Source organism: Salegentibacter salegens (assembly GCF_900142975.1).
Lineage (GTDB): Bacteria > Bacteroidota > Bacteroidia > Flavobacteriales > Flavobacteriaceae > Salegentibacter > Salegentibacter salegens.
The window spans coordinates 1,602,229-1,614,227 of record NZ_LT670848.1; the positions used below are offsets into that span (position 1 = coordinate 1,602,229).

The 11,999-nt window shown below is 37.0% G+C and carries 11 protein-coding genes; 3 read left to right on the forward strand and 8 right to left on the reverse strand.

The window, feature by feature from the left end:
- The first annotated feature begins 20 nt into the window (after positions 1 to 20).
- Complete coding sequence (locus B5488_RS07300) at positions 21 to 1,157, forward strand: lycopene cyclase family protein (RefSeq protein WP_079734664.1); 1,137 nt, start codon at positions 21 to 23, stop codon at positions 1,155 to 1,157.
- A 1-nt stretch (position 1,158) separates the two neighbouring features.
- Here B5488_RS07300 and B5488_RS07305 read toward each other — a convergent pair whose 3' ends face one another.
- The 7 genes from B5488_RS07305 to B5488_RS07335 form a co-directional block, all read right to left on the reverse strand.
- The gene (locus tag B5488_RS07305; protein WP_079734665.1) at positions 1,159 to 1,722 is read right to left on the reverse strand and encodes a TlpA family protein disulfide reductase; all 564 of its coding nucleotides are present in this window, start codon (positions 1,720 to 1,722) and stop codon (positions 1,159 to 1,161) included.
- A 213-nt stretch (positions 1,723 to 1,935) separates the two neighbouring features.
- A complete protein-coding gene (locus B5488_RS07310; RefSeq protein WP_079734666.1) occupies positions 1,936 to 4,203 on the reverse strand; it encodes an aconitate hydratase in 2,268 nt (755 codons plus the stop codon).
- A gap of 201 nt (positions 4,204 to 4,404) precedes the next feature.
- Entirely contained in the window at positions 4,405 to 5,400 is a 996-nt protein-coding gene (locus B5488_RS07315; protein ID WP_079733415.1) for an IS1595 family transposase, read from the reverse strand.
- A 125-nt stretch (positions 5,401 to 5,525) separates the two neighbouring features.
- Positions 5,526 to 5,837 carry a PLDc N-terminal domain-containing protein gene (locus B5488_RS07320; protein WP_079734667.1) on the reverse strand — a complete coding sequence of 104 codons (312 nt, stop codon included), beginning with the start codon at positions 5,835 to 5,837 and terminating at the stop codon, positions 5,526 to 5,528.
- Positions 5,837 to 6,790 carry an AAA family ATPase gene (locus tag B5488_RS07325; protein WP_079734668.1) on the reverse strand — a complete coding sequence of 318 codons (954 nt, stop codon included), beginning with the start codon at positions 6,788 to 6,790 and terminating at the stop codon, positions 5,837 to 5,839. The genes B5488_RS07320 and B5488_RS07325 overlap by 1 nt, the downstream gene beginning before the upstream one ends.
- A gap of 10 nt (positions 6,791 to 6,800) precedes the next feature.
- Entirely contained in the window at positions 6,801 to 8,258 is a 1,458-nt protein-coding gene (locus tag B5488_RS07330; RefSeq protein WP_079734669.1) for a peptidylprolyl isomerase, read from the reverse strand.
- A complete protein-coding gene (locus B5488_RS07335) occupies positions 8,221 to 9,087 on the reverse strand; it encodes a peptidyl-prolyl cis-trans isomerase (protein ID WP_407690213.1) in 867 nt (288 codons plus the stop codon). Before B5488_RS07335 ends, B5488_RS07330 begins: the two co-directional genes overlap by 38 nt.
- A gap of 208 nt (positions 9,088 to 9,295) precedes the next feature.
- Between B5488_RS07335 and B5488_RS07340 the strand changes: the two genes are divergently transcribed.
- Entirely contained in the window at positions 9,296 to 9,751 is a 456-nt protein-coding gene (locus B5488_RS07340) for an SRPBCC family protein (RefSeq protein ID WP_079734670.1), read from the forward strand.
- 61 nt (positions 9,752 to 9,812) lie between these two features.
- Positions 9,813 to 10,343: an OmpH family outer membrane protein gene (locus B5488_RS07345; RefSeq protein ID WP_079734671.1), complete on the forward strand. Its 531-nt coding sequence runs from the start codon at positions 9,813 to 9,815 to the stop codon at positions 10,341 to 10,343.
- A gap of 162 nt (positions 10,344 to 10,505) precedes the next feature.
- Here the strand turns inward: B5488_RS07345 and guaB are convergent, their stop codons facing one another.
- A complete protein-coding gene (gene guaB / locus B5488_RS07350) occupies positions 10,506 to 11,978 on the reverse strand; it encodes an IMP dehydrogenase (RefSeq protein ID WP_079734672.1) in 1,473 nt (490 codons plus the stop codon).
- Positions 11,979 to 11,999 lie beyond the last annotated feature (21 nt).

An 11,999-nucleotide genomic window follows, 5' to 3' on the forward strand; every position in this document is an offset into this window, starting at 1 on the left:
AATGCTGCGTTAGAAATTCTATGCTAGGTCCCGTATATTTTTATGTAATAATTGGTGGAGGACTTGCAGGCCTTCAATTAGCCCGGCAACTTAGCCGGGATGTTTTTTTCAAAGGAAAAAAGATTGCCATAATAGATTCCGATTTTTCTATGCCGGTTAAAACCTGGTGTTTTTGGGAAAAAGGAGATGGCAAATGGGATCATTTACTTACCAAATCCTGGAACGAAGGAAAATTTATTTCTTCTGAAGAAAATATTAATTTACAATTGTCTCCCTATTCTTATAAGATGATCAAGGCAGCAGATTATCACCACAACTTACAGGAAGAAATAGAAAAATCTGGTGACATAGAATTTATTACCGATGAAATCCAGAAAATTGATCCTGTAACAATGAAGGCCAAAGGCCGAAAAAAATCCTACGGTGCTACACATTTTTTCGATAGTAGAATAGATCCCTCTTACCTTGAAAGTAAAAAACACACTACTATTTTTCAGCATTTTAAAGGCTGGGAAGTAGCAACCGAAAAACCTGTTTTTAGCCCGGATTCTTTTACAATGATGGATTACCGAATTAAGTATCCCGATGCTACTGCGTTTACGTATATTCTCCCGTTTACCGAGAAAAAAGCTTTAGTTGAATATACCTTCTTCTCTCCTTTTTTAACGGAAGACAAAGTATATGACGACATGCTTCAGAAATATTTTGAAAAGGTTTTAAAAACAAAGGATTTTACGATTAAAAGCACTGAAACTGGTGTTATCCCAATGACAGATTTTCCTTTTGATAAAGCGAATACCCGACAAATCACCAAAATTGGTACCGGTGGTGGCTGGGTAAAACCTTCAACCGGATATTCTTTTAAAAATACCGAAAAACGCATAAACCGAATTATTGAGAATATTAAAAGCGGAAAATTACCGGGAGAGAATTTAATAAATAATAAATTCAGAAAATACGATGCGATTTTCCTGGATGTGCTTACCCAGAATAATCAAAAAGGGGAAGAAATTTTCTCCAAATTCTACACTAAAAATTCTCCACAAGAAATCTTTAAATATCTTGACGAAGAAACTTCGGTTTCAGAAGACCTGAAAATTATGTTGTCAATTTATAGTTTCGATTTTGTAAAATCATTTTTCAGGAAAACTCTCTAAGTTATTCAGCTAAAAGCTGATTTAACAAATTTCTAAAATTCTGACTATTCCAATCGGCTGCGCCTTTTTTATCTACTACAATAGTTCCGTTTTTAGCAATTACATAAGTAGATGGCAGCGTATAACCATCTAAAGGTTTGGGATCTTCAGAGAGCATCCTGTAACTGGAGAAATTGTAACCTTTACGCTTCAGGAAGTTGTTAGTAGTTTCGTGATCCTCGCCCGAGATAAAATAAAACTCCACCTTGTCTTTATAATCGGTATAAAGTTCCTGGAAACTTGGCATTTCAGCGATACAGGGTGGGCACCAGGTAGCCCAATAATTTACAATAATTACTTTTCCTTTAGATTCAGCAAAATCTATTTTTTTACCCGATTCTGTCTCCAAAGTCCAATTATAGGTTTCAAGCTCTTTTCTATCTTCTTCATCGGTAGCCGAAGGGCTAAAAGCAAATATCTTATTTACTACAATTTGAATGGGTTTACGGGTTTGTGGGATAATCATCACCAGGATAATTACAATAAAAATAATGTTGGTCCACTGGTTCTTGAAAAGCTTCTTCATTGCCGATTTTTAATACTTAGACGTAAAGAGCAAAGGTACTTAACATCTAGATTTTAGGCATAAAAAAGAGGCTGATTAAATTTTGATCAACCCGTCATTCTGAATTTATTTCAGAATCTAAATTCTTAGGAGTTAGACCCTGAAACAAGTTCAGGGTGACGAGGTGAAGAATAACAATTAATCAGCCTCTTTATAAAATATAACCTTAACTAATTAAGCAGCGTTTTGCTTTTTAATAAGGTTTAAAGCAGAACCATGTTTATACCACTCAATTTGAGGTTTGTTATAAGTATGGTTTGTTTTAATAGTGTCTTTACTACCATCGGCATGTACAATCTCTATCGTAATTTGCTTATCTGGAGCAAAATCTTCAAGATCTATAAAGTTAAAGGTATCGTCTTCCTGAATAAGGTCATAATCGGCCTCATTATCGAAAGTCAATCCTAACATCCCTTGTTTTTTAAGGTTAGTTTCGTGAATACGGGCAAAAGATTTTACCAATACCACTTTCACACCAAGATGACGGGGCTCCATGGCCGCGTGCTCTCTTGAAGAACCTTCCCCATAGTTATGATCTCCCACAACTACTGTTGAAACACCTGCTTTTTTATACTCACGCTGTACCGCAGGAACACCATCGTACTCGCCATTAAGTTGATTCTTTACAAAATTTGTCTTCTTATTATAAGCGTTAATCGCTCCAATTAGACAGTTGTTAGAAATATTATCTAAGTGCCCTCTGTAACGCAACCACGGTCCTGCCATAGAAATATGGTCGGTAGTACATTTTCCGAAAGCTTTAATTAACAATTTCGCTCCGGTAAGGTTTTTACCATCCCAGGGTTCAAACGGGGTTAATAATTGAAGTCTTTCACTATCTTCAGCTACTTTAACAACCACAGAACTTCCATCGTCATTTGGTGGCACATATCCATCTTCTTCCACATCAAAACCATCAGAAGGTAATTCGATTCCTGTTGGCTCGTCTAACATTACCTCTTCGCCATCTTCATTTATAAGTTTATCCCGGGTTGGATCAAAATCTAAACGTCCTGAAATTGCAATTGCAGCAACCATTTCTGGAGAACCTACAAAAGCGTGAGTATTTGGGTTACCATCGGCACGCTTAGAAAAGTTACGGTTAAAAGAATGTACAATTGTGTTTTTCTCCTCTCCTTTTCTGTCGCTACGATCCCATTGGCCTATACAAGGTCCACATGCATTGGTAAAAATAGTAGCGTCCAGATCTTCAAAAATTTGAAGTAAGCCATCACGCTCTGCTGTAAATCGAATTGTTTCTGAACCTGGGTTTATACCAAAGTCGGATTTTGCCTTTACTTTTTTATCTACCGCCTGTTTGGCTATAGAAGCTGCACGGGTAAGATCTTCGTAAGAAGAGTTAGTACAGGATCCTATAAGTCCCCAATCTACATTAATTGGCCAGTCGTTTTCTTTAGCTTTAACTCCCATTTCAGAAATAGGCGTTGCTAAATCTGGAGTAAAAGGTCCATTAAGGTGAGGTTTTAATTCTGAAAGATTGATCTCGATCAATTCATCAAAATACTGCTCAGGGTTTGCGTAAACCTCATCATCTCCGGTTAGGTGTTCGCTAACTTTATTTGCTGCATCAGCAACATCTGCACGGTTTGTAGCACGCAGGTAACGATCCATAGACTCATCGTAACCAAAAGTTGAAGTAGTTGCACCAACTTCAGCTCCCATATTACAAATAGTTCCTTTTCCGGTTGCCGACATAGATCGAGCTCCTTCCCCAAAATATTCTATAATTGCTCCGGTTCCTCCTTTTACAGTAAGGATCCCGGCTACTTTTAAAATCACATCTTTTGAAGAAGTCCAACCTGAAAGTTTTCCGGTTAACTTAACTCCAATAAGTTTTGGGAATTTAAGTTCCCATGGCATACCGGCCATTACATCTACTGCATCAGCTCCACCAACACCAATCGCTACCATTCCAAGCCCACCGGCATTTACCGTGTGAGAATCGGTACCAATCATCATTCCGCCAGGGAAGGCATAGTTTTCTAATACCACCTGGTGAATAATTCCTGCACCGGGTCTCCAAAATCCAATTCCGTACTTATTGGAAACAGATTCAAGAAAATCAAAAACCTCACTACTGGATTTATTAGCAGCCTGCAAATCTATCGCAGCTCCCATTTTGGCCTGGATAAGGTGATCACAATGTACCGTAGTTGGTACAGCAACCTGTTTTTTCCCGGCTTGCATAAATTGCAATAAGGCCATTTGGGCAGTTGCATCCTGGCAGGCAATCCTGTCTGGCGCAAATTCTACATAGTCTTTTCCTCTTTGGTAAGCCTCTTTGGCAGCACCATCCCATAAATGCGAATAAAGAATTTTTTCTGAAAGGGTTAAAGGTTTTCCAACCACCTCGCGTGCAGTATTCACACGTTCGGCCATTTGGCTGTACACCTTTTTGATCATATCAATATCGTATGCCATATTATTATATATTTAGTTCTAAAAAAGTCTAGCAAATTTAAGGATTTCGAGTGGATTTTGAAAATAAGAAGTGATTATCAAAATTTAATGAAAATAATTTTACATTTCGTAATTATTGATGGTTTAAATTCAACTAAACCTAATAATTAGGTTGAAAATTATGAATTTCATAAATAAACTTGATCAGATTGAAAAAAATGGCTAAGTTCTAATTAGCATATTGAATAGTTGTTGTTTGTACTCGTACCATGCGCTATTTGAAGCAAAGGCAATGGCTGTAACTGTTGCCATTTTACTGGTTGAGTTCTTGATTTTTTCAAGTACCAAGAACCAATTCAAGTAATTCTGTAAGTATTTTGTAGCTACCCCATTGAAAGAATCCATGAACTTTCTCAATCTCATATCCATATTGTTTACATTCTGGACATGGTACACCTTATCTACGGTTCGCTGTCCCTTTGAGGTGTTGAACTTTTTATGGGCAATTGTGTTGGCTTTTGCAAAAGCACCATAACTTCTATGGCTGTCGCTGCAGAGTACGTCAGCTTTATCAAGTTTCCCTTTAAGTATTCTATTCAGATCCTCTTTACTGATACGACCTCTTGTGGCCACTTTAAAGTCTTTGTTTCCAGATCTATCACAAGTTGCCACTACAGCTACTTTTTCATCACTTATGCCTGCTTTGCTTGCTTTTTCTCCTCGCATTTTCGGTTTTCTACCTAAATGACGTCCTCCTTTTTCTGAGTAGGCAAAGAACAGGTCATCGCTTTCGACTATGCCCTGAAACTCTTCTACCGAAACACTGGAAAATGACGTGAGCAATTTATGTCTCCAATCAAAGGACGTTTGAATTGATATCTCCGTCTCTTCTGCACTTTTCCTGATACTGTAGCCCGACAACAAACAGTATAAATACCGATTTAACTTCTCTTTCTTTTTTATATTATACCAAAACTTACCTGTGGTCTCACTGAAATTCTTCTTACAGCCATTGCAAACATAGCGTTGAACGCCTTTGAGCTTGCCATTGGCACGAACACGCTTTTCTGAGCAATGAGGACAGGTAACTGCTTTTGCCTCGTTGCTGTCCTTTACTTCACTTTCTTGCAAAGACAATGATAGCAACGAAGCCACTATCTCTTGTTGAACAGTCGCTGGACTATTAACGAAAAAATCCCTGAAATCTGAAGGTATCATATCTATATAGTTTTACACAAATATAAGACATATTCATCTTAGAACAAAGCTAAAAAAAATCTATTCTAAAGCACAGAAGAAAGTAGAATTTAAACCCATTCTTGATAAGAACAGATTTTCAAAAGCTAATTAGAGTTTCTAAACATATTATTTTGAAGATGTAGCAACTTCTTTCTTCGGAATAAATAAACCACCGGCGCGAAGAAGGGCACAAAAAACATAGAAAGAATCCAGAATGTTTTATCTTTTAAATTCTGCTTGATCATATCAATAAGTATGAATAACCAGAATATAAAAAGTATCGCGACTGTTGTCCAATTAATAAAACTACTTGTTTCTTTATTTAAATCAAGAACATTAGTAATAAAATCGCTTCCCCATAAAATATAGAAAATCACACTAACTAAAACCCTATATTTAATAAAGGTACGTATCATTAAAATAGGTCTCGAATTATTTTTTCTTCCGAAATTCCTTCGGCTTCAGCTTTGTAATTTTTGATAATTCTATGGCGTAAAATCCCAATGGCTACGGCTTGTACGTCTTCAATATCAGGGGAAAATTTCCCATTAACAGCAGCGTGAGATTTAGCGGCAAGAATAAGATTTTGAGATGCTCTTGGGCCTGCGCCCCAATCGAGATAGTTCTTCACAAATTCCGGTGCTTCAGCAGAATCCGGCCTGGTTTTTCCTACCAGTTTCACCGCGTATTCTACCACGTTATCGGCAACAGGAATTCTACGAATTAATTGCTGAATTTCCACGATTTCTTCCGCAGAAAATAAAGCATTTATCTTTTGAGTTTTATCTGAAGTTGTACTTTTTACAACGTCTACTTCTTCCTGAAAACTTGGATATTCCAGTAGAATAGAAAACATAAACCGGTCTAATTGCGCTTCTGGCAATGGATAGGTTCCTTCCTGCTCTATTGGGTTTTGAGTAGCCAATACAAAATAAGGATTGGCGAGGCGGTAATTATGCCCGGCAACAGTAACAGATCGCTCCTGCATAGCCTCCAGTAAAGCCGCCTGTGTTTTTGGGGGAGTTCGGTTAATTTCGTCGGCCAGGACTATATTTGAAAAAACCGGACCTTTTATAAATTTAAAGTTCCTGTTTTCGTCCAGTATCTCTGCGCCAAGAATATCACTTGGCATTAGATCTGGGGTAAACTGGATTCTTTTAAAATCAAGTCCTAAAGCCTGGGAAATGGTGTTTACCATTAATGTTTTTGCCAAACCGGGAACCCCAACAAGCAAAGAATGTCCTCCTGAAAAAACAGAAAGCAGGATTTGGTCTACAACCATATCCTGCCCTATAATAACTTTGGCAATTTCTTTTTTTAAATCCCGGTGCTTAACTACCAGTTTTTCTACAAGAGCAACATCTGACATTGATAAATTACTAATTTTTTAACCAGTTACTACTATACTCACAGTCTTTAAACTTTCCATTCACTTTAATATAAGTATCACCAATTTTTTCTCTTTGCCATTCTTCAATAGCTTCAAGCTGTTTGTCGCGTAGTGCCAGCTCTTTTATTTTTGAAAAATCTGTAGCATAGTTAGCTTCGTGCTCAGAAATTCTTTCATTTACTTTTATCAGCTTAAAATATGGGCGCCCAGTTCTATCCTGATCACGCAATCTTAGTGAAAGTTCTCCTTCCTGTAACTCTCCTACCTCATCGTATAACTTAGGATCTATCTTAGATAACTCAAAACGGGTATCACCTGTTCTAGGGTTAATAAGTTTCCCACCGTCTGCTTTTGTTTCTTCCTCATCAGAAAATTCACGAGCAGCTTCGGCAAAATCCAAAACGCCTTCGTTTACCCTCTTTCTAATACTATCAATTTTAGCTTTGGCTTCTTCAACAGAGGCATTTGTTACATCTGGAATAAGCAAGATATGTCTTAAATCTACATTTTGACCTCTAATTCTATCTACCTGGATAATGTGATATCCAAATTCAGTTTCAAAAGGTTCACTTACCTCTCCTTCCTGAAGACTAAAGGCAACATCTTTAAATTCTTTTACAAAATTATCTTTTCTTGAAAGCGAAATTCTACCACCGTCCCTGGCACTTACAGGGTCTTGTGAATATAAAACAGCTTTAGTAGCAAAACTTGCATCGTTATCTAAAACATCTGCTCTAAATTCATTTAGACGCTCTATCACTTTTTCTTTTTCACTCTGTGGAATTTCAGGTTTTATAACAATTTGAGAAAGTTCAATTTCTTCACCAAAAACCGGGCGCTCATCTTCCGGAATACTTTCATAGTAAGCTCTTACTTCTTCTGGAGTAATTTCTACCGTTTCAATAATTCGTTGTTGCATACGGCTGGCTAACTGGCGCTCTTTATTCAGTTCAAACAACTCGCTTCTAAATTCAGCTTCATTTTCTTTGTTATAGAATTCAAGAACTTTTTCCATTGAACCTACCTGGCGAACCATTTCAGAAATTTGCTGGTCTATATAATTGTTAACCTCAGCATCCATGATAATAATACTATCCTGAATAGCGTGATGCGCATAAAGTTTGTTTTCCATTAAAGAACCGGCAAGTTGACAATCGGTAACATCAGCGGTAGACATTCCCTGGCTTTGCATATCCTTGTACATCATATCTACATCGCTGTCAAGAATAATATAATCACCAATTACTGCCGCAATTCCATCTACTTTTCTGCGTTCTGAGTTATTTTCTTCAGCAACGGTATTTTTTGCGATCTCATCCTCAGGCTGTATAGAAGTACTATCGGTCACGATCACATCTTGAGAGTAACCGCTAAATCCAAGTAAAATGGCTAAAAGAAAGCCGGTGGTATTAATTATAGATTTCAAATTGTTCATTTTTAATTGCATCTTTTGTAATATCTTTTTCAAGTTCCTTTATCAAATTTAATTTTTGCTTGTTAAGCAAAATCTTTTCTATGGTTGGTTCGGCATATTCAAAAGGAGCATCCTGCCCTCGTTCCAACACATCTTTTACATAGATCAAATATACACCTAATGAATCTTCTACCTGAAGAAAATTAGATTTGTTTAAGAGTTTATCCCTATGCTCTAAAGTTAAAGCAGGGATTTTATCGTAAACCGTTTTTAACTTCACCCAAACCGAATCATTAAAAGAATAATTTTTAAACTGAAGAGAAATTTTGTCTAGCTCTTCAATATCCTCCTCATCAAAGCTGGTTAGGTAAGATTTTATTTCATTTATATTGGTGTTATTTTCAGCAAGGCTTACATACCTTAATTTCAATAGATCTTCTGTAAGCTTAAAATTGCCTTTATTTTCTTCAAAATAAGCTTCCATTTCCTCCAATGGTACAGTACTATCTAATTGCCTGCTAACTACCGCATCTTTATAAGCACTCGTATAAAGTTCATTTTTATAATTTTCTATGAGATCTCTAAACTCTCTTTGTTGACTTTCGGGAAGATTTAATTGCGCCCTGTCTATAAGTAATTGCTGCGTGGCCCAGCGGTTTATATAATTAGAAACTATAATAGCGCTATCTTCCTGAGAAGTATTTTCGTTTATTAGTGCATTAATATCCTCTTCATACAAATAAGCATCGTTAACCCTTACTATAACTGTGCGATCTTCTTCTTTTTCAAGATAAGAGCAACCCGCAAGCATAAAACCAGCCAGCAGAAAACATATAAAAACAGGTGATATCTTCAAAATCATCAATTATTGAGATAGCAATTTACATACCATTTTCAAATGACTTAACGCCTGTAATTTGCCAGTAAGCAAAAATAAGAATTCATTTAGGTTCCACAAGCTTATGCTTAAACGATTACAGCTAGTTAAAAATTATAATTGTTTTATCTTAAGTATCTTTAAATGAAGTTTAAAAAGCATTTGTTTTTAATTCTTTAAAAAACCGTTTGATATGAAATATACCACTGAAATTAAAATAATAAAACCCCGTACCGAAGTGATTGAAAAATTCAGCAACCCTGATAATATGAAACATTGGCAACGTGGGTTTATTTCTATGGAACCTATTAGTGGAAAATTAGGAGAAGAAGGTTCAAAGAATATGCTAAAATATAAGATGGGAAAGCGGGATATTGAAATGGAAGAAAAAATTATTAAAAACGATCTTCCAACTCAGTTTCACGCAAATTATTCGGCTAAAGGGGTTTACAATATTCAGGAAAACTTTTTTGAAGAAACTCCAGAAGGTAATACGCTCTGGATTTCTCATAGCGAATTTAGCTTTAGTGGTTTTATGAAGTTAATGGGCATCTTTATGCCGGGTGCCTTTAGAAAACAATCATACCAGTATATGAAAGATTTTAAGGATTTTGTAGAAAATAACAAAAGTGTTTTGGACAAGAAATAGTTTTAAGTTTTAATATGAATAATTAAAAGCTGCTATTATATTTGCCAAAAACAATTTTAATATGATACGAAGCAGTTTATTAATTGCCTTTTTAACTTTTAGCATTTTTGCAAGCGCACAAACCAAAGTAGGAACTATAGACACCGATTACATTCTTTCACAAATGCCTGAAATGGAAGAAGTAAATAAGGGATTAGAAGCCTATGACAAGCAACTACAACAAGATTTCCAGGCCAATGTTAAGCAATACGATACCTTGGTAAAAACTTACCAGGCTAATGCCGAAAGCCTTGCTGAAGAAGCTCGCCAGAAAAGTGAGTCTAAAATTATTGAACTTGAGAACCAAATCAAGCAGTTTAGACAAAGAGCCCAATTAATGATGCAAATGCGAAGAAATGAGCTTACTAATCCACTTTACGAAAAAATTGACGCTGCAATGCGAGCTGTAATAGACGAAGAAGGATTTACTCAAATTCTACACGCCGGTGGAAACAGCCTTGCTTTCTCTGCAGAAGAATATGATATTACCGAAAAGGTAATGAATAAAATGGGAATTGAAATTTCTGCTCCTACTGAAGAAGAGAAAGAATAAGCTAATATTTTAAGCCTTGAATATCTTTCGTCAAGCTAAACTTGTTTCAGCTTCTCAAATCCTCTGGAGTTAGATCCTGAAACAAGTTCAGGATGACGTATTAAAAAAGCCCTCTCAGATTATAAAATTTGAGAGGGCTTTTTAATTTATATGGCAATAAGTTTACCTACTATAATTAGGAGATTCGTTGGTAATAGTTACATCGTGCGGATGGCCCTCATGAATTCCCGAAGCGGTAATTTTCACAAATTTTGCAGTCTCCTTTAGGGTTTCTACATCTTTAGCACCGCAATAACCCATCCCGGCTTTTAAACCGCCAACAAACTGGTGAATGCTTTCTTCGAGTTCCCCTTTATATGGAACACGACCTACAATACCTTCAGGTACCAGTTTCTTAATATCATCTTCTACATCCTGGAAATAACGATCTTTAGACCCTTTTTGCATGGCCTCAACCGATCCCATTCCGCGGTAAGATTTGAATTTTCTTCCTTCGTAAATAATGGTTTCCCCCGGAGATTCTTTAGTTCCTGCAAGCAATGAACCTAGCATCACACAATCGGCTCCTGCGGCTAATGCTTTTGGGATATCTCCTGTATAACGAATTCCACCATCGGCAATAACGGGAACACCACTACCTTTTAGTGCTGCAGCTACTTCAAGCACGGCAGAAAATTGTGGAAACCCAACACCTGCTACTACCCTGGTAGTACAGATAGAACCCGGGCCAATTCCTACTTTAACAGCATCTGCGCCGGCTTCAACCAAATATTTCGCAGCTTCGCCGGTAGCTATATTTCCTACTACTACTTGCAAATCTGGAAATTTAGATTTAATATCTTTCAGCACCGTAACCACACCCCTGGTATGGCCGTGGGCGGTATCAATTATTATAGCATCTACCCCGGCATTCACCAAAGCTTCAGCCCGTACTACCGCATCAGCAGTTACACCAACGGCAGCTGCTACGCGAAGCCTTCCGAAGCTATCTTTATTAGCATTAGGTTTTAGGGTAAGTTTGGTAATATCCCTAAAAGTAATAAGCCCAACTAATTTATAATTATCGTTAACTACGGGAAGTTTTTCAATCTTATATTCCTGTAAAATATCTTCTGCCTGATCCAGGGAAGTACCCTCTGCAACAGTCACCAAATTTTCTGAAGTCATAACCTCAGCAATTGGACGCTTAAGATTTTTCTCAAAACGCAAATCTCTGTTAGTTACAATCCCCAACAATTTTCCGTCTTCATCTACAATAGGAATTCCGCCGATACTATGCTCACGCATACTCGCTTTTGCATCGCTCACATTGGCTGTGATTGGCAAGGTCACGGGATCTATAATCATTCCGCTTTCTGCCCTTTTTACTTTTCGCACTTTAAGCGCTTGTTGTTCGGCAGTCATATTCTTATGCAAAACACCAATTCCACCTTCCCGCGCCATAGCAATAGCCATCCTGGATTCGGTTACCGTATCCATAGCTGCCGAAACAATAGGAACGTTTATTGAAATATTTTTAGTGAATTTTGTGCGAATGCTTACTTCTCGGGGTAGTACTTCAGAATAAGCAGGAACAAGCAATACATCGTCGTAAGTAAGGCCTTCTCCTAAGATTTTGGATTCGTGTGCGATCATAGCAATTAAAGATTTAATTGC

Bases quoted from the DNA above. Each gene is read 5' to 3' on its own strand.
- B5488_RS07310 (WP_079734666.1), bottom strand. From the start codon at position 4,203: ATGGCATACGATATTGATATGATCAAAAAGGTGTACAGCCAAATGGCC.
- B5488_RS07315 (WP_079733415.1), bottom strand. From the start codon at position 5,400: ATGATACCTTCAGATTTCAGGGATTTTTTCGTTAATAGTCCAGCGACT.
- B5488_RS07340 (WP_079734670.1), top strand. From the start codon at position 9,296: ATGAAATATACCACTGAAATTAAAATAATAAAACCCCGTACCGAAGTG.
- B5488_RS07335 (WP_407690213.1), bottom strand. From the start codon at position 9,087: ATGATTTTGAAGATATCACCTGTTTTTATATGTTTTCTGCTGGCTGGT.
- guaB (WP_079734672.1), bottom strand. From the start codon at position 11,978: ATGATCGCACACGAATCCAAAATCTTAGGAGAAGGCCTTACTTACGAC.
- B5488_RS07305 (WP_079734665.1), bottom strand. From the start codon at position 1,722: ATGAAGAAGCTTTTCAAGAACCAGTGGACCAACATTATTTTTATTGTA.
- B5488_RS07300 (WP_079734664.1), top strand. From the start codon at position 21: ATGCTAGGTCCCGTATATTTTTATGTAATAATTGGTGGAGGACTTGCA.
- B5488_RS07325 (WP_079734668.1), bottom strand. From the start codon at position 6,790: ATGTCAGATGTTGCTCTTGTAGAAAAACTGGTAGTTAAGCACCGGGAT.
- B5488_RS07320 (WP_079734667.1), bottom strand. From the start codon at position 5,837: ATGATACGTACCTTTATTAAATATAGGGTTTTAGTTAGTGTGATTTTC.
- B5488_RS07345 (WP_079734671.1), top strand. From the start codon at position 9,813: ATGATACGAAGCAGTTTATTAATTGCCTTTTTAACTTTTAGCATTTTT.
- B5488_RS07330 (WP_079734669.1), bottom strand. From the start codon at position 8,258: ATGCAATTAAAAATGAACAATTTGAAATCTATAATTAATACCACCGGC.